Source organism: Mesorhizobium sp. M1396, from assembly GCF_040317725.1.
Taxonomy (GTDB): Bacteria; Pseudomonadota; Alphaproteobacteria; order Rhizobiales; family Rhizobiaceae; genus Mesorhizobium.
The window spans coordinates 1-22,006 of sequence record NZ_JAMYLA010000001.1 but is presented as its reverse complement, the minus strand read 5'-3'; the positions used below and the strand labels follow the sequence as shown (position 1 = coordinate 22,006).

The following is a 22,006-nucleotide window of genomic DNA, read 5'->3' as shown; positions in this document are numbered from 1 at the left end:
CTCCAATCTTATTCGGCCGCTTCCGCCAGGGGCGGGAAGGCGTGGTCAGTCGTTGGCTCATTGTCTTGAGTAGCGGGTTCGTCATTGCCGCGGCGTTCGCGCAGCTGTTCGATGACCGCGTAGAATACCGGCACGAACACCAGCGACAGGATGGTCGCGGCGACCATGCCGCCGAAGACGGTGGTGCCGATCGACTGACGGCTTGCTGCACCGGCGCCGGTCGCAAACATCAGCGGCAGCACGCCGAGGATGAAAGCGAAGGCCGTCATCAGGATCGGCCGCAGCCTGAGCCGTGCGGCTTCCATCGCCGCCTCGACAATGCTCAAGCCTTCCTCACGCCGTCGCCTTGCGAACTCGACGATCAGGATCGCGTTCTTCGCCGCCAGGCCGATCAGCATGACGAAGCCGATTTGCGAGTAGACGTCGATCTGCATGCCGCGCGCCCACAGCACCACGAACGCGCCGAACAGAGCGAGCGGCACCGCCAGCAGCACCATGAACGGCATCGCCCAGCTCTCATACTGCGCCGCCAGGATCAGGAAGACGAAGACGATGGCGAGGCCGAAGACGACGGACGCGATCGATCCTGCCTTGAGCTCCTGGAAGGTGATGCCGGTCCATTCGAAACCGAAATCCCTGGGCAGCGCTGTGGCGGCGGCCCGTTCCATCGCGGCGACCGCCTGGCCCGAGGAGAAGCCGGGCGCGGCGCCGCCATTGATCGAGGCCGAGGCGTTGTTGTTGTAGTGCGGCACGGTTTCCGGGCCGACGAAGGGCACGAGTTTGCCCAGCGTGCTGAGCGGCACCATGCCGCCGGAGGCATTGCGCACATAGAGCCGCGAAATGTCGGCGGCACCCGCACGTGCATCCTTGTCAGCCTGGATGGTCACACGGAAGGTGCGGCCGAACAGGTTGAAATCGTTCACGTAGAGTGAGCCGAGATAGATCTGCAGCGTGCTGAACACATCGGGCAGGTTGAGGCCGAGCAGCTTGGCCTTGCTGCGGTCGAGGTCGTAGTTGAACTGCGGCGTCGAGGTCGAGAACGGCGAGAACAGCTGCTGCGGATTGATCTCCGGCTGCTTGCGCGCCTCGGCGATCACGGCTTGCGTCGCATCGTTGAGGGCTGAACTGCCGCGACCGGTGAGATCCTCGACGACGAACTCGAAGCCGCCCGTGGTGCCGATACCGGGGATCGAGGGCGGATCGAAGCTCAGCGCGAAGGCTTCCGGAATCTGCATCAGCTTGCCGCGCACGTCGGCGACGAGCTTCGAGGCGCTCTGGTCGGGACCGCGTTCCTCCCAAGGTTTGAGGATGGCGAATTCGACCGCCGAATTCGACTGGGCGGCACTGGTCAGGAAGTTCAGTCCGCTGATCGAGCCGACGATGTCGACGCCGGGCGTTGCCTGCAGGATGTCGCGCGCCTTCTGCGCCACCGCGTCGGTGCGTTCCAGCGAAGCGCCGTCGGGCAACTGGATGACGACGAAGAAATAGCCCTGGTCCTCGACCGGAAGGAATGTCGAGGGCAGTCGCTGCCAGACGAAGTAAGTGGCGACCAGTCCGGCGGCGAACAGGCCGAGCATGATCCAGCGCAAGCGGATGAGAATGCGCACGCCATTGGCATAGGCATGCGACAGCCTGTCGAAGCCGGTGTTGAACCAGCGGAACAGCACGAACTGCGTCGGCTCGCGATGCCGCAGGAAGGCGGCACTGAGCGCGGGGCTGAGCGTCAGCGAGTTGAAGGCGGAGATGCCGACGGAAATCGCCACCGTCAGCGCGAACTGGTTGTAGAGTTTGCCGGAGACGCCCGGAATGAAGGCGACCGGCACGAACACCGCCATCAGCACGGCTGTGGTGGCGATGATCGGACCGGTGACTTCGGCCATCGCGGCCTTTGTCGCCGCCAGCGGTTTGAGCCCGGCCTCCAGCTGCCGCTCGACGTTTTCGACCACCACGATGGCATCGTCGACGACGAGGCCGATCGCCAGCACCATGCCGAGCAAGCTGAGCATATTGAGCGAGAAGCCGAGCATCTCCATGACGACCAGCGTCGCCACCAGCGACACCGGAATGGCGATAGTCGGGATGATCGTCGTGCGCCAGCTCTGAAGGAAAAGGAACACCACGGCGACGACCAGCACCAGCGCTTCGCCGAGCGTGATCAGCACGTCATGCATCGACGCCGAGACGAAGCGGGTCGTGTCATAGTGCATCGCATAGGAGACGCCCTTCGGGAAACGGCCCGAAAGCTCCTGCATCTTGTCCTTGACACGCTGCTGCAGATCGAGCGCGTTGGAGCCGGGCATCTGGTAGACGGCGAGCACCACCGTCGGGTCCTTGCCAAAGAAGGCCGACGACGAATATTGCAGCGCGCCGAGCTCAATGCGGGCGACGTCGCGCAGCCTGACCAGCGAGCCGGTGTCCGTGTTGGCGCGCACGACGATGTCGCCGAATTCCTTGGGATCGCTCAGGCGGCCGACGGCGTTGACCTGCATTTCGAAAGCGGTGCCGGCGGGGGCCGGCGACTGGCCGATCTTGCCGGCCGCCACCTGGACGTTCTGCTCGGAGATGGCGTTTTGAACGTCGACCGCGGTAATGCCGAGATTGGCGAGCTTGTCCGGATCGAGCCAGACGCGCATCGAATATCGCCGTTCGCCGAAGATCTGCACGTCGCCGACGCCGGGCAACCGCTTCAGCGGATCGACCACCTGCAGATAGGCAAGGTTGCTCAGCGCCACCGGATCGACCGAACTGTCGGGCGAGGTCAGGTTGACGATGAGGACGAAGTTCGGATTCTGCTTCTTGATGGTAACGCCGCCCTGGTTGACGATCGCCGGCAGCGATGAGGCAGCCTGCGAGACGCGGTTCTGGACGTCGACGGCGGCGGTGCTGAGCGAATAACCGACATCGAAGGTGATGGTGATGGTCGAGGAGCCGTCATTGGAGCTCGTCGACGACATGTAGGTCATGCCTTGCACGCCGTTGATCTGCTGCTCGAGCGGCGTCGTCACGGTGTCCGCGACCACCTGCGCGCTGGCGCCCGGATAGTGGGCGCTGACCACGACCTGTGGCGGCGTGATGTCGGGAAACTGCGAAACGGGCAGCAGGAAATAACAAATCGTCCCGGCGAGCACCATGATGATGGCGATCGCCGAGGCGAAGATCGGACGGTGGATGAAAAAGTTTACCACGACACGCACGCCTCCCCGGCTGCTCTTGCCCGCCCGAAGGCGCCGGCAACCCTGGACAGCCTTTGGCCGCGCCCATCACTGCGTTCCTCCAGGGAACGCAGCAACGGCACCTCGCGGCGCTGTGCATCGGCGAGCGAGCGCAGCATCGTCTCGAAGGCGCGCGGGTCGACGCCATCGGCTTTCATGACCAGCCGGATCATCGGATCCCGGACGGCTTCATCTATGGTAAGATCGCGGCGCTGTGGCATTGGCCGGCTCCTTGTCTATCGATTCGCAGCCCATGCTCGCGAACCGTTTTCATCTCTTCACCGGCCGAGGCCGCATGATCTCAATTTTTCGCCTGTCTCGATCTGGCCTGTTTTGATCTGGTAGGACCAGATCACGGCCTTGTGATTGACGAAAGGCGATATAGGTGTTACCAGTAAGTAACATTCGTGACGTTACAGACCGGTAACACCCTAGTCAAGAGGCGTACCGAGGGATTTTTGGGAAACCAAGGAGGTTTTGATGGAAGACGGCACTGTGGAGCGCGCCCGCCCCCGGGACAGGATCCTGGAGACGGCGCAGGACATGTTTCACAAGCATGGCATCAAGGGCGTCGGCATCGACGCGATCACTGAGGCCGCCGGAACCAACAAGATGACGCTCTATCGTCATTTCGATTCAAAGGACGACCTCATCATCCAATGCCTGCGCGCCACCGCCTGCAAGGCTGGTGCAATGTGGGAAAAGTTCGAAACCGAGCACCCTGGCGACAAGCTGGCGCAACTGCATGCCTGGGTCCGGGTTGCCGCCGATATGCTCAGGGCGGACGGCCGCGGCTGCGATATGGCCAATGCCGCCGTCGAACTGAGCGAGACCGATCATCCGGCCAGGCGCGTGATCAAGGAACTCAAGGAAGCACAGCGCGATCGCCTCGTGACGCTGTGCAGGGATGCCGGCATCGGCCAGGCCGAGTTGCTCGCCGACACGCTGTCGCTTCTGCTTGAAGGCGCCCGTGTCAGTGTTCAGAGCGTCGGCACGGAAGGCCCGAGCGCGCAGTTCGTCCGCATGGCGGAAGGGCTGATCGTCTCCTTCAGAGGCAGCACCGCCTCCGGCTGAAGTCTCGCTGCGGCAGCTGATGGCCCTTATTCGATCTTGCGACCGAGAGTGAACGATGTCTCGCGTCTTTTGACGTGAGCAATGTTGCAACCGTCGCTGGAACGAAAAAAGCCCGCTGCCGGGAGGAGGTGGCAGCGGGCTCGATTTCGAATGTGGCGCGGGAGGAGGTGCGCCCCATTCAGCGTCGGCATCGCATCTGGGAGGAGTAGATGGCCGACAACCAGAAACTACGATTTGCCCAATGATTCGGCAATAATGAATCGTGCATAGCTGCTGTGCAGATTTGCCGTGACGCCCGCGAAAGTTGCGGGTTGTGGCAGGAAAAGCTCAGTCTGCAATCAGACGCGCCTTCACTGCACTGGAACGTTTTCCCTGAAGATCAACCGCGGCTCGATAAACTTCCGCGTCAGATACGGCGCCGAGGATGCAATCGAGCCGAGCAGGCGAATGACCGACTGTTCCGCGATCAGCCTGGCATTCTGGTCGATGACGACATCGAGCAGATCGTCGACGAGATGGCCGCGCGTGTCCTTGGTGAGGTCGTGGCAGATGAACACCGGCTTGCGGTTCGGCCTGGCTTCCCGGATCGCCCTTGCAACGCCCGAGTGTCCGGCTCCCACGCAATAGATGCCCAGCAGTTCCGGCTCGTTGTGCAGTGCCTTCATGGTTTCGATGTAGCTGACGTCGGGTTCGTCGTTGATCTCGACGGCGCTGCTCACAGTCAGGTTGGGAAACTCTTCATTGAGCACCGAGCGGAAACCCATTTCGCGTTCCTCGTGGCCGCGATAGGAGCGGGAACCTACGACCATCGCCAGATGGCCGGTGCGGCCGCCAAGGAAGCGTCCCATCAACAGCGCCGCCGTTCGTCCCGCCACCCGGTTGTCGATGCCGACATAGGCCGATCGTGGTGCCGCCGGAACATCTGATACCAGCGTCACCAGGCGCATGCCGGCGTCGACAATGTCGCGCAGGATGTTGCGCGTACGCGGATGATCGACGGCGATGACACCGACGCCATTGGCCCGCAGTGAGAGATTTTCGACGGCACTCTGCAGCGCGTTCGGCGAGATGCCAGCGAGATTGTGGATCCGGCACGAGGCGACGAGCGGCAGGCGCGCGGCGTAGTCCTCGATATGCCCGGCAAGATCGCGCATGAAGGCATTACTGCCGATAGGCAGCAGGAATTCGAGGTGCGCGGGCCGCGAAGGCAGCGTCACCTGATCGGCGACCGGCAGATAGCCCAACTGCTTGGCCGCCTCCATGACGCGCTGCCGGTTGGCGGCGCTCGCACCCGGCCGGTTGTTGAGCACCCTGTCGACCGTTGCGGTCGACAGCCCGCAATTGCGCGCGATATCCGAGACGGTAGCTTTCATGCCGCAACCCCCGGCCCGCGATTGCGGGCGTTATCCGAAACGGTGGCTTTCATGCCGCAACCCACGGCCCGCAATTGCGGGCGATATCCGAGACGGTGGATTTTCATGCCGCAACCCTATGCGCCGATGCGATGCCGCGCCAGACGAGCGATGCGATCTGAGGTGATGGATGATTGCCGCCCATCACCCGATAGTCAGTGCGATGGCTTGCCATCGGCGATGGCATCGCGGATTTCCTTGTCCGACATGCCGGTGATGATCCGTTCGACTTCCGCCACGCTGGTCTTCTTCGGGTCGATGTCGTCGGCGACCACCTTGCCCCGGCGCATGACGACAATGCGGTCGACCACCTGGAAGACATGGTGGATGTTGTGCGCGATGAAGATGCAGGAATGACCGGAATCGCGGGCGTTGCGCACGAAGCTCAGCACGCCCTGTGTTTCGGCGACGCCGAGATTGTTGGTCGGCTCGTCGAGGATGATCAGGTCGCTGTCGAAATGCATGGCGCGCGCGATCGCCACCGCCTGGCGCTCGCCGCCCGACAGCGAGCCGATCGGTGTCGTCGGCGGGATGTTCTTGGAAATGCCGACCTGCTTGAGCAGGTCGCGGGCAACCGTGTTCATGGCGTCCTGGTCCATCCGGTTGAGGAAGCGCGGCGGCTTGATCGGTTCGCGTCCGAGGAACAGATTGCGCGCGATCGACAATTGCGTGACCAGCGCCGAGTCCTGGTAGATCGTCTCGATACCCTGGGCGATGGCGTCTCTGGTGCTGCGTAGGCTTACCTTCTGGCCGCGGATGAAGATATCGCCGCTGGTCAATGGAACGGCGCCCGAAAGCACCTTGATCAGTGTCGACTTGCCGGCGCCATTGTCGCCGAGCAGGCCGACGATCTCCCGTTCATTGACATGGAAATTGGCATCCTCCAGCGCCTGCACGCGGCCATAGGACTTGCGGATGTTCGTCATGCGGATCAGTGGCTCGGCCATGGTTCAAGTCCCCGCCTGATGCCGGCGTTCCAGCCATGAATGGAGCGCCATCATGCCAAGGATGATCGCGCCGATGAAGATGTTGTAGGCAAGACCTGGCACGCCGATCAGCACGATGCCGTTGCGCATCACGCGCAGGATCAGGATGCCGAGCACGGTGCCGATGATGGTGCCGCGCCCGCCGGTCAGCGCCGTGCCGCCGATCACCACCATGGCGATGACCTCCAACTCATAGCCGGTGCCGCTGTTGGGATTGGCGGCGGAAGTGCGCAGCGAAGAGATGACGCCGGCGAGCGACGCCATGACCGACGACAGCACGAACAGGCCGATCTTGACGCCGCTGACATTGACGCCGCGGGCGCGCGCCGCACTGGGATTGCCGCCGGCCGCCTGGATCCAGTTGCCGGTCCGGCTCTGCGTCAGCACATAGCCGAGCGCGATGGCCGCGGCGATGAACCAGAACAGCGACATGTAGATGCGGAAGGGCCCGATGAAGAAGTCGCCGACCAGCGCCTCCGCCAGCCAGCTGCCTTCCGCGCTCCAGGTGCGCTGCGGAAAACCATCGGTGACGAAAAGGGCGGTGCCGCGCACCACCAAAAGCATGCCGAGCGTCACCAGGAAGGACGGGATCTTGAGCTGCGTCACGAACCAGCCGTTCACCAGCCCGATGAAGCCGGCAACCAGAAGTGCGGCGACAAAGCCGACCTCCAGCGAGGTCAGGCCGCTGTTGAACAGCGTCCACATCAGCACCGGCGAGAAACCGAACAGCGAACCGACCGAGAGGTCGAATTCGCCCGACGTCATCAACAGCGTCATCGCCAGCGCGATCAGGCCGAGCTCGACGGTGAAGGCAAGCGTGTTGGAGATGTTCTGCGGCGACAGGAAGTCGTGATTGAAGCCCCAGAAAACGGCGATCTCGACCACGAGCAGCACGAAGGGGCCGAATTCTGGCCGCGCGACCAGGTGTTGGATGAGCGAACGATTTTCCACGAGCAACCCGCGACATGAGTGGAAAGGCTGAGCCTCGCACATCCTTGCGCGAAGGGCTCGGCGAAAATGAGAAGCCAGTCGCGACCGCCGGGGCGATCGCGACTGTTTGGGTTTGGGATGTTACTTGCCGGACAGGATGTCGTCGTAGATCTGCGCGGTGTCCTTTTCGTAGAGCGCGCCGGTGATGACGTTGAAGCCCGGAGGAATGCCGCTGGCGGCCATATTGGCCAGCGAAAGTGCCACATAGCTGGTCGCCTGCGGGTCCTGCCACTGGCCGGCATTGACATAGCCGTTCAGCACTTCCTGGGTGGTGTCGAGCGAGTTGCCCCAGCCGACGACCGGAATTTCGCCCGCCTTGATACCGACCTGGTCGAACACCCGCTTGATCGAGCCGGTGACAAGGTCGCCGAGGCCGATGATCGCCTTGACCTTGGCCTTGTTGGCTGTGAGGTAGTCGACCATGCGGTTGATCACTTCAGCCTGGTCGAGCGTGGCTTCGGTGATCTCGTAGGTGATGCCGAGCGGCTCGAAGACGCTCTTGATGCCTTCTTCTTCCTGGACGCCATAGGTGGCGCCGGGGATTTCAACCGGCATCCAGACGAAGTCGCCTTTCTTCACCAGCCCCTTGTCGACCAGATACTGTGCCCAGTGCTTGCCAAAGGTGACATTGTCGCCGCCGACATAGGCGTTGAAATCCGCTTTAGGGTCGGGCGTGTTGAAATTGATGATCGGCACTTTCGCCGCACGCGCTTCCTTGACGATCTCTACCAGGCTGCCCGGATCGGGGCTCGTGGTGACGATACCATCGGCCTTGGCGGAGAGGGCGGCGCGAACCGCTTCCTGCTGCGAGGCCACATCGCCATTGTGGAACGAGGTGTTGACGGTGTTGCCGGTGTCCTTGGCCCATTGCTTGGCGCCGGCCAGGAAATAGGTCCAGACCGGATCGGCCGGACCGCCATGCGAAATCCAGTAGAACGTCTTGGCCTGTGCCACTGCTGGTATCACCATCAGCGCCACCAACAGGCCGTATAGGACGAGTCTTAGCCGTGTCAGCATTTGATTTCCTCCCGTTTGTAGATGGTCAGTTCTCAATCCGTCCCTTGTGTTCCGGCGACAGCCGGATTGCATCTTTTGCCAGCGCCGGTCGGACGCGTCAGAGCATTCCCTTTTTCGACGGATGGCAAGCCTCCATCTGCAGATGTAGTTGGCGCCTGACGGGGCGCCATCAACGGTCCCATCAGATTGCATCAGTTGAGGCGATTTTCCGACTGTCGGATAATTGGCGGCGAGGCAGCCAAACGAATTGTCCTCGCCTCGGGCCGCGATAGCGCGATCAGCCCCGACATGGATGACGCCGGCAGCCACCCAACGCCTATCAGGACCAGCGTCGGCAGCCGCACCCTGGCTGGGTGTCGAGATGCTAGATGAGATCGGCCTTCGCCAATTCCCGCATCAGATGGCTGGCGCCGTAGGTCCAGTGCGGACAATCGGGCGACAGCCGCACCCTGTTGACCAGCGCGCCGAATTTTTCCGACGAGATGGTGACGATGTCGCCGACCTTGTGGGTAAAACCCTTGCCTTTCTCGCCGCGATCCTTCGACGGCACGAACATGGTGCCGAGATAGAGCGCCAGCCCGTCCGGATACTGGTGGTGCGGACCCATGGCGGCGGCAATCAGCTCTTCCGGCGAGCGGCTGATCTCGGCCATCGAACTCGCGCCCTCCAGCGAAAACCCATCCTCGCCCTCGACCTTGAGGCGCACGACCGCGCGCTTGACATCGTCGATCGAGAACGTGTCGTCGAACAGGCGGATGAAGGGACCGAGTGCGGCCGAGGCATTGTTGTCCTTCGCCTTGCCGAGCAGCAGTGCCGAGCGCCCTTCGACGTCGCGCAGATTGACATCGTTGCCGATGGTGGCGCCGACGATCCTGCCGCTGCTGGCGGCGATCATGGCGATCTCGGGCTCCGGATTGTTCCAGGTCGATACGGGGTGCAGGCCGACATCGGCGCCGAAGCCGACCGAGGCCATCGGCTGGCATTTGGTAAAGATCTCGGCATCTGGGCCGATGCCCACTTCCAGATATTGCGACCAGGCGCCGCGCGCGATGAGCTTGGCCTTGATCTCCATGGCTTTTGGCGAACCGGGCTTCAGCTTCGACAGATCGTGGCCGATCAGTCCGGCAATGTCGGCGCGGATGGCATCGGCTTTCTCAGCCGAACCGCGCGCCTGTTCCTCGATCACCCGTTCCAGCAGGCTGACGACGAAGGTGACGCCCGAGGCCTTGATCGCCTGCAGGTCGACCGGGGAGAGCAAATACGGCTTTGCCGGATCGCGTCTGGTTTCAAAACTGTTGGCGGCGATGTCATCGAGCGACCCGATCGGTCTGCCCTTGGCCGAGCGGACGTGCCCTGCCGGGTCGCCCATTTCGCAAAGGTCGCGCATGGTTGGCGCCGCGCGCGACGTGATGTCGAAGACCGTGCCGTCGCGCACCGTGACCACCAGCGGATGCGAGGCGCTGCTGGCGCGGCCGACAAAAAGGCCCTCGGTGGGCAGATGCGTCTGGTTCGTCATGGTATTAGGTCCTCTGATCGAAAAATGCGGCTGGCTGGATCGGCGCGGCACTTTCACCGGATTCCTGTCAAAGGTCTATCCCGTCGCTGGCGATCGAGATTCCAGCTTCTGATCTCATCTGTCGGCGTCGGTCCATAGACGAAAACTGAAGTGGTCTTTCAAAATTGTGAAATCCTCACTACGATTTTCACCAGCCCGCAACACATCCAGGTGACCCCTTTGCCCGCACCATTCTCCGATCCGATTTGGCGCAAGCCGCAGGCAACTTCCAGGTTTCAGTCGCTTTTTCCCAGCGGCGAACGTGCCGACGTCGTCATTGTCGGTGGCGGCATCATGGGCCTGTCGACCGCATTGCATGCTGCCCGGCTTGGCCTGTCCGTTCAGGTTCTTGAGGCTGGCGAAATCGGTCAGGGCGCGTCGGGGCTCAATGGCGGGCAGGTCATTCCCGGCCTGAAATACGATCCGGAATGGCTGCTGGCGCATTTTGGCCCGGAGCGCGGCGAAGCGCTCGTCAACTTCGCCGCTTCCACCGCCGACGCAGTGTTCGAACTGATCCGCGACGAGAAGCTGGCGGTCCCTTTCGTTCGCCATGGCTGGATCCAGGCGGCGCACACCGAGGTCGCGCTGAAGGCGGCGGCAAACCGTGACCGGCAATGGCGGGCGCGCGGCGCCGATGTCAAACTTCTGAGCGCGGCTGAGATCGCAGCCAAGACCGGCGCGCAGGGCTATCTCGGCGGCTGGCTCGATCGCCGCGCGGGTGTCATCGATCCGCTTGCCTACACATCGGAACTGGCACGAATTGCCGCGGCCACGGGTGCGAAAATCGCCGAACACCAGAAGGTGGTCCGGTTGGGGAAAAGCGTCGGCGTTTGGCGGATCTCAACGGAGAACGGGCTGCAATTGCAGGCAAAAGCGGTCGTGCTGGCGACCAATGCCTATACGGATGGTCTGATCCCCGGCCTCGCCGAGACTATCGTGCCGTTGCATTCGTTCCAGATCGCAACAGCGCCATTGCCGCCCGACGTTTCGGCCACGATCCTGCCTGAGGGGCAGGCGGTGTCGGACTCCAGACGCATCCTCGTCTATTACCGCAAGAGCGCCGACGGCCGGCTGGTGCTCGGCGGGCGCGGGCGCATGGCGCTGCCGACGAGCACCAGTGACTGGGCACATCTCGAGCGGGCGCTGCGGCGGCTCTATCCCATGCTGTCCGAAATCGCGATCGAGAAGCGCTGGTTTGGCCGGGTGGCGATGACGCCGGACCACCTGCCGCACATCCACGTGCCGGAGCAGGGCCTGCTGGCCGTCGTCGGCTGCCAGGGCCGCGGTGTTGGCCTGATGACAGCGCTTGGTGAGCGCATCGCCGGCTATCTCCAAAGTGGCGACGCGAGGCAATTGCCGTTCCCGCTTTCACCGATCCGGCCGATCCCGTTCCACGCCTTCCGCCAGGTCGGCGTCGCCGCGACCATCGCCTGGTATCGCCTGCTCGACGCGCTGGAGCGCTGACCACGGCAATTCATGCCAACGGGTCCCGATTGGGGATTCCGCTTGACAGTTTCATGAATATGAAAAACTCTAGGCCAATTTCAAAATTTGATAGGCAGGTCGATGTCGACCCTCGTTGCAGCATCAGCACCAGAGGCCCGGTCGTCATCGGGCTTTCGGGTCGCCATGCTGCTGCCGGGCGCCCTTGTCACCTTCCTGCTGATCCTGTTTGCCCTTGGCCTGGTGCTTTTCCTCGCCTTTCGCGGCAATGACGGTTCGCTGCTCGGCGCCGGTTTCACCGCGGCGAATTTTGCGACTGTCGTGTCCGATCCACTGTACTGGACGGTGACGCTGCGCTCATTGGTCATTGCCGCGCTTGTCACGCTGGCTACCGTCGTCACCGCCTATCCCGTCGCCTACTACCTTGCCTTCCACGCCGGCCGGCGGCGCGGCCTGCTGCTGTTCCTGGTGACGCTGCCGTTCTGGACCAGCTATCTCCTGCGCGTCTTCGCCTGGAAGATCGTGCTCGCCTACAATGGCGTGCTGAACTCGGCGCTGATCGAAAGCGGCATTTGGTCCGAGCCGACATTGGCCTTTCTCAACACGCCGGCCGCCGTCGTCGTCACGCTTGCCCATGCCTATGCGCCGTTCGCCATCCTACCGATCTATGTGGCGCTGGACACGATCCCGAAATCGCTGATCGAGGCCGCTTCCGATCTCGGCGCGCGGCCATTCACCTCTTTCCGCCGTGTCCTGCTGCCCAATTCGATGCCGGGAGTGCTGGCGGCAGCCCTTGTCGTCTTCGTGCCGACGGTTGGCGATTATGTCACGCCGGCTCTCGTCGGCGGTCCGGCCAGCACCATGATCGGCACCCTGATCCAGGCGCAATTCGGCAAGGCCAATGACTGGCCGTTTGGCGCCGCACTCTCCGTCGCTGTCATGCTGGTCATCCTTGCCGTGGTGTTGGTCGCGCGCTTCACCGACCGCAGATTTGGCAGCCGGACATGAGCAACACACGCACGCAGCGGGGCGGTCGCTGGCTTGGCGCCTACGTCATCGCCTATCTGGTCTTTCTCTATCTGCCGGTCCTGCTGATCCCGCTGTTTTCCTTCAACAACTCGATCCAGGCAGCGTTTCCGCTGCAAGGCTTTACCTTGCAATGGTACGCGACTTTGTTCGGCAATTCGGCGCTGACCGGCGCGCTCCTGAACAGCCTCGTCATCGGTGCCCTTGCCGCCATGGGTGCTACGCTGTGCGGCATCACCGTGTCCTACATGGATCTCTATGGCCGCTCGCCGCTGGCCGCCGCCATCAGCGCCATTGCCCGGCTGCCGATCCTGATCCCCGGCGTCATCGTCGGCATATCGCTGCTGATCCTCATCAACCTCATCGGTCTGGGGCCATCGCGTATTGCCATCGTTCTCGGGCACATATTGGTGGCGCTGCCAACGACGGTGGTGATCATGCGCAGCCGCTTCGCCGCCATTCCTAAAACCATTCGCGAGGCGGCTCTCGATCTCGGCGCTTCGGACTGGACGACGTTCCGGCGGGTCATGCTGCCGCTCAGCCTGCCGGCCATCATCTCGGCCTTCATGCTGGCCTTCCTCATCTCCTTCGATGAATTCATCGTCGTCTTCTTCCTCGCCGGCACAGAGCCGACGCTGCCGCTCTACATCTGGAGCCAGCTCAGGTTCCCCAGATCGCTGCCGACGGTCATGGCGCTGGGCACGTCGATCCTGGCGGTGTCCTTCGTTATCGCCGCAGCAGCCGAAATCCTGCGCCATCGCGGCTTGGCCGCGGCGGCACCCGCCGATCCACCACAACCAAAACAAACCAAGAGAGGAGAACTGCAATGGCATTCGACCTGAAGTCCGGCGACCTGAAATCTGGCGACCTGAAATCTGGCCACCCGATATCCGGCCACCCGATATCCGGAAAGACGGTCCGGGCCGGCCTGGCCGCCTTGGCATTGGCGCTGTCGTCGACCGTCGCTTTCGCCGGCGACAAGCTGCAATATTTCACCTGGTCGGGCTACGAACTGCCCGATTTCAACAAGAGCTTCCTTGCGGCGCACCCCGACGGCGTCGAGGCCTCGATCTTCGGTGACGACGATGACGCCTTCACCAAGGTCAAGGCCGGCTTCCGCCCCGACATCGCGCATCCCTGCTACGACAAGGTGGCGCGCTGGAACAAGGAAGGCCTGCTGCAGCCGATCGATACCAAGCGCATCAAGAACTGGGATTCGATCTTCCCGGTGTTCAAGAACCTGCCCGACCTGCAGGCCGGTGACGGCAAGGTCTGGATGGTGCCGTGGGATTGGGGCAACACCTCGATCCTCTACCGCACCGATCTGGTGAAGAACCCGGAAGCAAGCTGGAATCTGCTGTGGGACAAGCAGTATGCCGGCCGCATGGCGACCATCGACGCGGTGCACGACACGCCGATCGTTGCCGCGCTTCTGGCCGGCGTCAATCCGTTCGACATGACGCCTGCCGAGATGGACAAGGTGGCCGAGAAGCTGCGCGAGCAGCGCCCGCTGCTCTCCAACTACACCACCGACATGACCTCGGTCGAACAGGCGCTGGCCAGCGGCCAACTGGTCGCCGCCATGACCTGGAACGCGTCGGCCACCTCGCTGAAGAAGCAGGGCGTGCCGGTCGAGTTCATGAAGCCCAGGGAAGGCATGCTGACCTGGGCCTGCGGTTTCGTCATGCTCAAGGACGCTAAGAATGTCGATCTCGCCTATGACTTCATCAACAGCCGGCTGGACGCTGACTCAGGCAAATACCTGATCGAGGCCTATGGCTATGGCAGCTCGCTGAGTTCCGCCTTTGCCACCGTGCCGAAGGAGGAACTGGAGAAATTGCAGCTGCCGCCCGATCCGGAGGTGATGCTGAAGACCACCATCTTCACCGGACCGATGAAACAGAATGACGACCTCGCCAAGATGTTCGAAAAGGTGAAGGCTGGCGGGTAAGGGCGTTCTTCCTTCTCCCCTTGTGGGAGAAGGTGTCGCCGTAGGCGACGGATGAGGGGTGTTCCAGGGAACACCAGCGTCTCATTCCGCTGGAACACCCCTCAACCGTCTCGGCGCTTCGCGCCGATCCACCTTCTCCCACAAGGGGAGAAGGGAAAATCAAACGAGGACGGATGAATGGATATACTGGACGAAGCGGCTGAGAAGCCGAAGGACGATGCCGATGTGCGGGTCGGCCGGCGCGTGCGGGCGCTGCGGCTCGAGCGCAACCTATCGCTGGCCGATCTTGCCGCCAGGGCAGGGGTGTCTATCGGGGCACTGAGCCAGATCGAGCGCGGCATGTCCTCGTTGCGCGTCAAGGTGATCTGGCCGCTCGCTGCCGCCCTCGACATCGAGCCGTCGGCGCTGATCGCCGACGGCAACGATGCCGCCAACGATCTCTATTGCGTGCGTGCCGACAAGCGGCGGCAGATCCCGGTCAAGTCGGAAGGCATTGCCAAGGCGCTGCTGTCGCCGCCTGGCGCGACGCTGACCGGCATGCTGGTGACGGTGGAAGCCGGCGGCGGCACGGCCGAAGCCTATGCCCATGCCGGCCATGAGTTCGGCTTCGTCCTGTCGGGCGAGGTCGAACTGGTGGTGGATGCGACAAGATACGTGCTGACGGCCGGTGACAGTTTTGCCTTCAAGAGCACGCTTTTGCACGCCTTCCGCAATCCGGGCGCCGAGCGTTGCCAGATCCTCTGGGTCAACACCACGAAGCCGTCCGAGGTTCGCGATGGCGCCTGATCCCCTCGTCCGGCTGCAGGCGGTCTCGAAAATCTTTCCCGGCGGCATCGTCGGGCTCGACGCCGTCGATCTCGACATTGTCAGCGGCGAGTTCATCACGCTGCTCGGCCCGTCCGGCTGCGGCAAGACCACCAGCCTGCGCGTCATCGCCGGCTTCGAAAGCCCATCGAGCGGCAAGGTGCTGCTCGATGGCCGCGACATCACGGCGCTCCGGCCCTACGACCGGCCGGTCAACACCGTGTTCCAGGACTACGCGCTGTTTCCGCACATGAACGTTGAAGAAAATGTCGGCTTCGGCCTGTCGCTGCGCAGGCTTTCAGGCAGCCAACAGGCAAAACGCGTCGGCGAAGCGCTCGACATGGTCGGCCTCGCCGACAAGATCGGCGCCCGCGTCTCCGAACTGTCGGGCGGCCAGCGCCAGCGTGTCGCGCTCGCCCGGGCCATTGTCTGTGAACCGCGCGTGCTGTTGCTCGACGAGCCGCTGTCGGCGCTCGACGCGCATCTGCGTGAGCAGATGCAGGTCGAACTAAAGCGGTTGCAGTCGCGGCTCGGCACCACCTTCGTCATGGTCACGCACGACCAGACCGAAGCGCTGTCGATCTCGGACCGCATCGTCATCATGAACAAGGGCCGAATCGAGCAGATCGCACCGCCGGCCACACTCTACGACCGGCCAGCCACCATATTCGTCGCCAGCTTCATCGGCACGATGAACCTGCTGCGGTCGCGTTTCATTGGTCGCGACGGCGATCGCCTGCATTTCGTCGCCGGCGCTCTGCCGCTGGAGGCCACGTCCGAAGCCGGCCACGCTCCCGCTGAAGGGGCCATGCGCACCGTCGGCGTGCGACCAGAGGATCTGCTGGCCGCCACCGAGGCCGCGGCCGGCACGGCGCCGGCGCGCGTCAACAGCATCGTCTTTCACGGTCGCACACTGCGCCTGCATGCCGAACTCGGGCAGGGCGCACCTGTTGTCATCGACGCGCCGCGCCAGGCCGAGGGTTTTCAATTCAGCGTCGGCGACGTCGCGCATATCAGCCTGCGCCGTGGCGCCAACTGCCCCATGCTGCCGGGCTAGTTCCTCAATCCACCACGCTTGACTCCAAGAATTGTTCCTGCTTTGTTCCGCTCGTAGACGAGAAACAGGAGCGTTCTTCGCCGGGCGTGTGGGTATGTATCGGCAAGGTGAATTCGATTTCGGCATACCAGTGCCGCCGTGGCAACCGAAGCGGCCGGATCGTGCCTTCTTCGGGTTGTTCTTGCAGCCGAAGGACTATGGTCCATTCGCCGATCTGCAGACGCAGCTTTGTCGTCGACACGGAATAGGTGGATCGATGCTGTCGGTCGAACGGTTCCATCTGAGCCTGCAGCATGCTGGCGACTACAAGCGGCTACGGTCCAACACCGTCTTTGCAGGCTCACGATCAGGCCAGCGTGTCCACATGCCTGCTTTCGAGGTCACGTTTGGCCACGTTGGCAGCTTTTCCGGTCGTCCAGCGGCCGGAGGCAGGCCACCTCATCGCCCGTTTGTGCTTCTGGCCGATGATGGACCGGTTTTCGAACTGCACAAATTGCTTGGCGTCGAGATGCTCAGGAATGGCCTCAGAGCGTCGGATCGTTTCGTGCCGCACCTGACACTTGCTTACGATCAAAAGTTCATCCCTCGGCAGCCCATCGAACCGATCAGCTTCGTTGCCCATGACTTCATCTTTGTTCACAGCCTGCGCGGTCTGACAAAATACCTGTTCCTGGATCGTTGGCCTTTACCGTTGGCATCGTAGCTTGGAAGCTGGTCGATCCGTCCTGACACGGATTGTCAGCTATCGACCGACCTGACGATGGCAGGCCAGCAAGCTGTTCCCTATTTGCAATTCGTCTGAACGGAGGAACACAAATGACCATTGCAGAAATTGCCAAGGACTTCACCGAGCTGCTCAAGCAGGGCGACAACGAAGCTGCGGCCGAGAAATACAATGCCGATGACATTGTCAGCCTCGAAGCCATGGAGGGGCCGATGGCCATCTCTCGTGGCAAGGAGGCTCTCAAACAGAAGGGCCAATGGTGGCAGGAGAACAACGAAGTGCATGGCGGCTCGGTCGAGGGGCCCTATGTCAACGGCGACCAGTTCGCGGTGCGCTTCAAGTTCGACATAACGCCCAAGGCCACCGGCGAGCGTGTCACCATGGATGAGGTTGGCCTGTACACGGTCAAGAATGGCAAGATTACCGAAGAGCGCTTCTATTACTGAGGCCGGAACGGCTTTAGGGAGCCTGCTCTCTTCGTAGCTGGGTAGAGATAAGCGTGGCGGCCAAGACGATGTCTTGGCCGCCATGTGACAGGTTCAGATCGTCTTCACATACGCCAAACCAGCCGCTCGTTCGGCACGATTTCGAGAAAGCAGCAATGGCGGTCATTGACCTCATTGCCGTCCCGCGACTGCATGCGCGTCCGGAACAGCCCGCCGGGCACCGATGCGGCCGCTGGCAAAGTGCGGTGGGCGCCCTTAGTCTGCGATCAGATTCGAAGTCCGAAGGGCCACTGTTTTGACCATCACCATCTACGGCATCACCACCTGCGACACGGTCAAGAAGGCGCGCGTCTGGCTGGAGGCCCATGACGTTGCCTACCGGTTTCACGATTTCAGGGCAGAGGGGCTGGACGCCAAGCGCCTCGACGGCTGGGTTGGCAAGGTCGGCTGGGAAAAGCTGCTCAACAAGGCGAGCACCACGTTTCGCGAACTGGCGGACAAGGACAAGCAAGGGCTGGATGAAAAGAAGGCCAAGGCGCTGATGCTGGCCAAGCCGACCATGATCAAGCGGCCGGTGCTGGAACTGGGCGAGCGCGTCCTCGTCGGCTTCAAGCCGGATGTTTATGAGCAGGCGGTAGGTGAGAAGTAGAGCCAGCGGAACGGCGAGCTGCCGATCTCCCCCCTTGCGGGGGAGATGGCCGGCAGGCCAGAGGGGGGTGTGAAGGATCGCCATCTGTTGACGAAATTGTTCCGACGCGAACCGGTCGAAGCATGAGGATGCGATTGGTTGAAAGGTCGGCGGGACAGCACCCCCCTCTGCCTGCCGGGCATCTCCCCCGCAAGGGGGGAGATCGGATGTCACCTCGGCTTTCGCCAATCGCCGCTCTTGTAGGACGTAAGCGCCTCAGCCCGTCCCGCGCATACATTCCGCCAGTGCCACCGCGTTGTTGTGGGCTTCGTCATGCGCGCCATAGAGCAGCGTCACCTTGCCGTGGCGAAGCAGACCAAGCAATTCACCCACAGCCCCGCCATTCCCAGCCAGCTCAGCGCGATACCGCTCCTGAAACTCAGCCCAGCGCTCCGCCTCGTGGCCGAACCATTTGCGCAGATCGTCGCTCGGCGCGATGTCCTTCAGCCACAGCGCCAGCGCGGCGCCCTCCTTGCTGACGCCGCGTGGCCAGATCCGGTCGACCAGAACCCGCTGCCCATCATCGGGAGCGGGTGGCTCGTAGATACGCTTGACCGCCAGGTCGAAGGTCATCGGACCCTCCGTAAGCGGGTCAGGCCCACTCGCCCTTGCGCATGACAGGCACGCGGGTGCCGTCCTTGTGGACGCCGTCAATGTCGATCTTGTCCGAGCCGATCATCCAGTCGATGTGGATAAGGCTCCTGTTGCCGCCGCGCTGAGAAATCTCGTCCTGGCTGAGCGAGGCGCCGTCGACGAAGCACTTCGAATAGCACTGGCCGAGCGCGATGTGACAGGCGGCGTTTTCGTCGAACAGCGTGTTGAAGAACAACAGCCCACTCGCCGAAATCGGCGAGGAATGCGGCACCAGCGCCACCTCGCCGAGGCGGCGCGCGCCCTCATCGGTGTCGAGCACTTTCTTCAGCACGTCCTCGCCCTTCGAGGCCTTCGCCTCGACGATCCTGCCTTCTTCGAAACGCACCGAGATGTCGTCGATCAATGTGCCCTGGTAGGACAGCGGCTTGGTCGAGGAGACATGACCCTCGACGCGCCTTGCATGCGGCGTGCTGAAGACCTCTTCGGTCGGGATGTTGGGATTGCAGGTGATGCCGTTCTTGGCGGTCGAAGCGCCGCCCATCCATTCATGGCCGTCCGCCAGCCCGACGGTCAGGTCGGTGCCCGGCCCGGTGAAATGCAGCGCATGGAAATTATGGCCGTTGAGCCATTCGGTCCGGCTGCGCAGTGCTGCGTTGTGCGCCTTCCAGTTGCCGATCGGATCCTCCACATCGACCCGCGAGGCGGCGAAAATGGCGTCGGCGAGCTTTGCGACCGCAACATCGTCGGCATCGCCGGGGAAAACCTGCCTGGCCCAGGCGAGGTCCGGATAGGCGACGATGTTCCAGTTGATGTCGAAGCCGGTGATCTTTTCCAGCGCCGGCTGGTAAGCCATCGAATTCGCCTTGTTGGCGCGCGCCACTTTCGCCGGATCCTGTGCCGACAACAGCGACGGATCCTCGCCGCGCACGGCAAGCCTGGCCGCGTTGTTGGCAAAGGCCTTCGCCATGCCCTCGTAAAGCCAGCCGGCGGCGCGGTCGAAGCCGGCATCGGCGCCGAAGCGGTAGCGCGCCAGCGTCATCTCGTCGTCGTTGAAGATCGGCGTCACCAGTCCGGCGCCGGCCTTGTAGGCGTGCTCGACGATCCGTCTGGTCAGCGGCAATGCCGCGATCGATGAGGTCAGCACCAGATCCTGTCCGGGCTGCAATTGCAGCCCGACCTTGATGGCGACCTCCGCCAGCCTGTCGAGCTTCACCGGGTCGATCGATGCGGAAACGCCGCGCGAATGTGTGGTCATGATCCTGCCTGTCGTAGTTTGATGTCCGACTCATCATAGAGCGGCGCCACGGTCGTTTCCACCGCGATCGCGCCGGCGGGTGCAGTGGTTGCCGACCCGAACTGCGCCATGGTCGCCTCGATCTCTTCCCTGATCCAGAGCTTGAAATCCCGGACCTTGCGGCTTTCGGCCCTGGCGGACGAGGTCACCAGCCAATAGCCGAGGCCGCTCTGGGCGCGGATTCCGAACGGCGCCACCAGTCGCCCATCGGCGAGCGCATCGGCGGCGAGCAATTGCCAGCCCAGCATCACGCCATGGCCGGCAATCGCCGATTCCAGGCACAGCATCGGGTCGGTGAAACGCGCGCCCTTCAGGAAGGTGACCGGCGGGACACCGGCCGTCTCGAACCAGCTGTCCCAACTGATCATCGCCCGCTCGTCGGTGATCGCGCAGGTCTGGGCAAGGTCCTCGATCGACCTCAGTTTCTTGGCGATCGCCGGCGCGCAGACCGGGAAGACTTCCTGCGCCAAGAGCAGTTCCGTCCGCCCGCCCGGCCATTTGCCGTCGCCAAGCCGGATGGCGATGTCGATGTCGGAATGATCGAGATCGGCCAGCCGCACCGAAGCGTCGATGCGCAAAAGCACGTTGGGATGCCGGGCGAAGTGACGCGACAGTCGCGGCAGCAGCCACTTCGAGGCAAAGGCCGGCGCCACCGAAACCACCAATGTACATTGCGTCGCCTCGTCGGCCAGCGCCACGGCCTGGGCAAGCTCGCGAAATCCAGCGCCGAGCCGGGCCGCGAAGACGGCGCCGAACTCGGTCAGCACGAGACCGCTCGCCGTTCGATCGAACAGCGTCTGGCCGAGCTGCTTCTCGGTGCGGCTTATCTGCTGGCTGACGGCGCTGACGGACACGTTGAGTTCACCGGCGGCAGCCGCCAGGGATCCGAGACGGGCAACGGTTTCGACGGCGCGAAGGCCGTTGAGATGAACGCGGTTGAGCATGGTCATTTGAGATTTTCTAAACCGGTCCGGCCGAAATCTCAATTGAAAGACCCGTCGAAACGGCAGATTTTATGCAAGGAAAGACAGACCCGCGGAGCCAGAAATGCTAAGGATCTTGTCGTCGTCGCTGAAGGGGTTTTTCGCTGCAGGTTCCGCATATGAGCCCAGCCGGGAGAGCGAGGCGCAGAGATGGCTGACCGATCCGCTTTCGCATCCCGTGCTGAACACCATGTCGGAGCGTCAACTTGGCGACGTGCCGTTCAGGCTGACGGCGCGGCGAACCGTGCATGAGACGGCAGGCTGCCGGTAAACCGCGGACGCGGCAACCTGGGAGAGAGGCGATATTGTCGACGCCAGCGCCGCCCCTCATCCGCCTGCCGGCACCTTCTCCCCGTATAGTGACGGGGAGAAGGGGATGACCGCAATCTCGGCGCTCTCCTTTCCAGCGTTGAGATTGGAGAAATCGCCGATGACAGCGTCCTTCTCCCCGTCACTATACGGGGAGAAGTGCCCGGCAGGGCGATGAGGGGCGGCGCTGGCGTTGAGATCTTCGCGACGAGACACGAACGGACGAAGCAACGATAGAATACGCGCGATCCGCCAGTGGCCAGTCGCCACTGGGCTAGGGCCTGTTGAGATTCATCTGGAGTTTATCACGGCGGCGGCGAGATGGATGATGGCGTTGAAGCTCTGGTCGGTTTTGTCGGCGCGCATGGCGATACGTTTGAACTCTTTGAGTTTGCAGAAGAAGTTTTCGATCAGATGACGCCATTTGTACATCTCTTCGTC

The 22,006-nt window shown here is 62.8% G+C and carries 22 protein-coding genes and 1 pseudogene; 11 read left to right on the top strand and 12 right to left on the bottom strand.

What is annotated here, in order from left to right:
• Positions 1 to 8: 8 nt before the first annotated feature.
• On the bottom strand, positions 9 to 3,185 hold the full coding sequence (locus NKH02_RS00115) for an efflux RND transporter permease subunit (protein WP_352875481.1): 3,177 nt from the start codon (positions 3,183 to 3,185) through the stop codon (positions 9 to 11).
• Positions 3,179 to 3,433: a hypothetical protein gene (locus tag NKH02_RS00110; RefSeq protein WP_352875480.1), complete on the bottom strand. Its 255-nt coding sequence runs from the start codon at positions 3,431 to 3,433 to the stop codon at positions 3,179 to 3,181. Before NKH02_RS00110 ends, NKH02_RS00115 begins: the two co-directional genes overlap by 7 nt.
• 259 nt (positions 3,434 to 3,692) lie before the next feature.
• On the opposite strand from NKH02_RS00110, the gene NKH02_RS00105 reads away from it, so the two are divergent.
• A complete protein-coding gene (locus tag NKH02_RS00105; protein ID WP_352875479.1) occupies positions 3,693 to 4,286 on the top strand; it encodes a TetR/AcrR family transcriptional regulator in 594 nt (197 codons plus the stop codon).
• A gap of 350 nt (positions 4,287 to 4,636) precedes the next feature.
• Here the strand turns inward: NKH02_RS00105 and NKH02_RS00100 are convergent, their stop codons facing one another.
• From NKH02_RS00100 to NKH02_RS00080, 5 genes are all read right to left on the bottom strand, one after another.
• Positions 4,637 to 5,659: a LacI family DNA-binding transcriptional regulator gene (locus tag NKH02_RS00100; protein ID WP_352867090.1), complete on the bottom strand. Its 1,023-nt coding sequence runs from the start codon at positions 5,657 to 5,659 to the stop codon at positions 4,637 to 4,639.
• A 194-nt stretch (positions 5,660 to 5,853) separates the two neighbouring features.
• Positions 5,854 to 6,645: an ATP-binding cassette domain-containing protein gene (locus NKH02_RS00095; protein WP_352875477.1), complete on the bottom strand. Its 792-nt coding sequence runs from the start codon at positions 6,643 to 6,645 to the stop codon at positions 5,854 to 5,856.
• A 3-nt stretch (positions 6,646 to 6,648) separates the two neighbouring features.
• Positions 6,649 to 7,635 carry an ABC transporter permease gene (locus NKH02_RS00090; RefSeq protein ID WP_352870401.1) on the bottom strand — a complete coding sequence of 329 codons (987 nt, stop codon included), beginning with the start codon at positions 7,633 to 7,635 and terminating at the stop codon, positions 6,649 to 6,651.
• Positions 7,636 to 7,755: 120 nt separating this feature from the next.
• Entirely contained in the window at positions 7,756 to 8,691 is a 936-nt protein-coding gene (locus NKH02_RS00085) for a substrate-binding domain-containing protein (RefSeq protein ID WP_352875476.1), read from the bottom strand.
• A gap of 364 nt (positions 8,692 to 9,055) precedes the next feature.
• Entirely contained in the window at positions 9,056 to 10,207 is a 1,152-nt protein-coding gene (locus NKH02_RS00080; RefSeq protein WP_352875475.1) for a fumarylacetoacetate hydrolase family protein, read from the bottom strand.
• A gap of 219 nt (positions 10,208 to 10,426) precedes the next feature.
• Between NKH02_RS00080 and NKH02_RS00075 the strand changes: the two genes are divergently transcribed.
• From NKH02_RS00075 to NKH02_RS00040, 8 genes are all read left to right on the top strand, one after another.
• Entirely contained in the window at positions 10,427 to 11,710 is a 1,284-nt protein-coding gene (locus tag NKH02_RS00075; RefSeq protein WP_352875473.1) for an NAD(P)/FAD-dependent oxidoreductase, read from the top strand.
• A 102-nt stretch (positions 11,711 to 11,812) separates the two neighbouring features.
• Positions 11,813 to 12,697 carry an ABC transporter permease gene (locus tag NKH02_RS00070; RefSeq protein WP_352875472.1) on the top strand — a complete coding sequence of 295 codons (885 nt, stop codon included), beginning with the start codon at positions 11,813 to 11,815 and terminating at the stop codon, positions 12,695 to 12,697.
• Positions 12,694 to 13,557 carry an ABC transporter permease gene (locus NKH02_RS00065; protein ID WP_352875471.1) on the top strand — a complete coding sequence of 288 codons (864 nt, stop codon included), beginning with the start codon at positions 12,694 to 12,696 and terminating at the stop codon, positions 13,555 to 13,557. The genes NKH02_RS00070 and NKH02_RS00065 overlap by 4 nt, the downstream gene beginning before the upstream one ends.
• Positions 13,542 to 14,666 carry an ABC transporter substrate-binding protein gene (locus NKH02_RS00060; RefSeq protein WP_352875468.1) on the top strand — a complete coding sequence of 375 codons (1,125 nt, stop codon included), beginning with the start codon at positions 13,542 to 13,544 and terminating at the stop codon, positions 14,664 to 14,666. The genes NKH02_RS00065 and NKH02_RS00060 overlap by 16 nt, the downstream gene beginning before the upstream one ends.
• Before the next feature lie 177 nt (positions 14,667 to 14,843).
• The gene (locus tag NKH02_RS00055; RefSeq protein WP_352875467.1) at positions 14,844 to 15,452 is read left to right on the top strand and encodes a cupin domain-containing protein; all 609 of its coding nucleotides are present in this window, start codon (positions 14,844 to 14,846) and stop codon (positions 15,450 to 15,452) included.
• Positions 15,442 to 16,527, top strand: a complete 1,086-nt coding sequence (locus NKH02_RS00050) for an ABC transporter ATP-binding protein (RefSeq protein WP_352875466.1) — start codon at positions 15,442 to 15,444, stop codon at positions 16,525 to 16,527. Before NKH02_RS00055 ends, NKH02_RS00050 begins: the two co-directional genes overlap by 11 nt.
• Positions 16,528 to 16,621: 94 nt before the next feature.
• Complete coding sequence (locus NKH02_RS00045) at positions 16,622 to 17,230, top strand: 2'-5' RNA ligase family protein (protein ID WP_352875465.1); 609 nt, start codon at positions 16,622 to 16,624, stop codon at positions 17,228 to 17,230.
• 113 nt (positions 17,231 to 17,343) lie between these two features.
• Positions 17,344 to 17,697 (top strand): SnoaL-like domain-containing protein, encoded by a 354-nt coding sequence (locus NKH02_RS00040; protein WP_352875464.1) that lies wholly within the window; start codon positions 17,344 to 17,346, stop codon positions 17,695 to 17,697.
• Between the two features lie 104 nt (positions 17,698 to 17,801).
• Here the strand turns inward: NKH02_RS00040 and NKH02_RS00035 are convergent, their stop codons facing one another.
• A complete protein-coding gene (locus NKH02_RS00035; protein ID WP_352870411.1) occupies positions 17,802 to 17,918 on the bottom strand; it encodes an SRPBCC domain-containing protein in 117 nt (38 codons plus the stop codon).
• Positions 17,919 to 17,992: 74 nt separating this feature from the next.
• On the opposite strand from NKH02_RS00035, the gene NKH02_RS00030 reads away from it, so the two are divergent.
• On the top strand, positions 17,993 to 18,346 hold the full coding sequence (locus NKH02_RS00030) for an ArsC family reductase (RefSeq protein WP_352875463.1): 354 nt from the start codon (positions 17,993 to 17,995) through the stop codon (positions 18,344 to 18,346).
• A gap of 255 nt (positions 18,347 to 18,601) precedes the next feature.
• Here the strand turns inward: NKH02_RS00030 and NKH02_RS00025 are convergent, their stop codons facing one another.
• The 3 genes from NKH02_RS00025 to NKH02_RS00015 are packed head-to-tail and all read right to left on the bottom strand — an operon-like array spanning position 18,602 to position 21,223.
• The gene (locus NKH02_RS00025; RefSeq protein WP_352875461.1) at positions 18,602 to 18,958 is read right to left on the bottom strand and encodes a DUF488 domain-containing protein; all 357 of its coding nucleotides are present in this window, start codon (positions 18,956 to 18,958) and stop codon (positions 18,602 to 18,604) included.
• Positions 18,959 to 18,977: 19 nt separating this feature from the next.
• Positions 18,978 to 20,234, bottom strand: a complete 1,257-nt coding sequence (locus tag NKH02_RS00020; RefSeq protein WP_352875459.1) for an aminopeptidase — start codon at positions 20,232 to 20,234, stop codon at positions 18,978 to 18,980.
• A complete protein-coding gene (locus tag NKH02_RS00015) occupies positions 20,231 to 21,223 on the bottom strand; it encodes a LysR substrate-binding domain-containing protein (RefSeq protein WP_352875457.1) in 993 nt (330 codons plus the stop codon). Before NKH02_RS00015 ends, NKH02_RS00020 begins: the two co-directional genes overlap by 4 nt.
• 97 nt (positions 21,224 to 21,320) lie before the next feature.
• Here NKH02_RS00015 and NKH02_RS00010 point away from each other — a divergent pair, with 97 nt between their 5' ends.
• Positions 21,321 to 21,527 carry a hypothetical protein gene (locus tag NKH02_RS00010; protein ID WP_352875456.1) on the top strand — a complete coding sequence of 69 codons (207 nt, stop codon included), beginning with the start codon at positions 21,321 to 21,323 and terminating at the stop codon, positions 21,525 to 21,527.
• Positions 21,528 to 21,856: 329 nt separating this feature from the next.
• On the opposite strand, the pseudogene NKH02_RS00005 reads toward NKH02_RS00010, so the two are convergent.
• Positions 21,857 to 22,006: pseudogene (locus NKH02_RS00005) on the bottom strand (transposase); the annotation flags it as partial.

Coding starts and splice junctions, on each gene's coding strand:
- NKH02_RS00025 (WP_352875461.1), bottom strand. CDS start 18,958: ATGACCTTCGACCTGGCGGTCAAGCGTATCTACGAGCCACCCGCTCCC.
- NKH02_RS00010 (WP_352875456.1), top strand. CDS start 21,321: ATGCTAAGGATCTTGTCGTCGTCGCTGAAGGGGTTTTTCGCTGCAGGT.
- NKH02_RS00110 (WP_352875480.1), bottom strand. CDS start 3,433: ATGCCACAGCGCCGCGATCTTACCATAGATGAAGCCGTCCGGGATCCG.
- NKH02_RS00020 (WP_352875459.1), bottom strand. CDS start 20,234: ATGACCACACATTCGCGCGGCGTTTCCGCATCGATCGACCCGGTGAAG.
- NKH02_RS00045 (WP_352875465.1), top strand. CDS start 16,622: ATGTATCGGCAAGGTGAATTCGATTTCGGCATACCAGTGCCGCCGTGG.
- NKH02_RS00095 (WP_352875477.1), bottom strand. CDS start 6,645: ATGGCCGAGCCACTGATCCGCATGACGAACATCCGCAAGTCCTATGGC.
- NKH02_RS00105 (WP_352875479.1), top strand. CDS start 3,693: ATGGAAGACGGCACTGTGGAGCGCGCCCGCCCCCGGGACAGGATCCTG.
- NKH02_RS00015 (WP_352875457.1), bottom strand. CDS start 21,223: ATGACCATGCTCAACCGCGTTCATCTCAACGGCCTTCGCGCCGTCGAA.
- NKH02_RS00085 (WP_352875476.1), bottom strand. CDS start 8,691: ATGCTGACACGGCTAAGACTCGTCCTATACGGCCTGTTGGTGGCGCTG.
- NKH02_RS00065 (WP_352875471.1), top strand. CDS start 12,694: ATGAGCAACACACGCACGCAGCGGGGCGGTCGCTGGCTTGGCGCCTAC.
- NKH02_RS00040 (WP_352875464.1), top strand. CDS start 17,344: ATGACCATTGCAGAAATTGCCAAGGACTTCACCGAGCTGCTCAAGCAG.
- NKH02_RS00055 (WP_352875467.1), top strand. CDS start 14,844: ATGGATATACTGGACGAAGCGGCTGAGAAGCCGAAGGACGATGCCGAT.
- NKH02_RS00070 (WP_352875472.1), top strand. CDS start 11,813: ATGTCGACCCTCGTTGCAGCATCAGCACCAGAGGCCCGGTCGTCATCG.
- NKH02_RS00050 (WP_352875466.1), top strand. CDS start 15,442: ATGGCGCCTGATCCCCTCGTCCGGCTGCAGGCGGTCTCGAAAATCTTT.
- NKH02_RS00100 (WP_352867090.1), bottom strand. CDS start 5,659: ATGAAAGCTACCGTCTCGGATATCGCGCGCAATTGCGGGCTGTCGACC.
- NKH02_RS00060 (WP_352875468.1), top strand. CDS start 13,542: ATGGCATTCGACCTGAAGTCCGGCGACCTGAAATCTGGCGACCTGAAA.
- NKH02_RS00080 (WP_352875475.1), bottom strand. CDS start 10,207: ATGACGAACCAGACGCATCTGCCCACCGAGGGCCTTTTTGTCGGCCGC.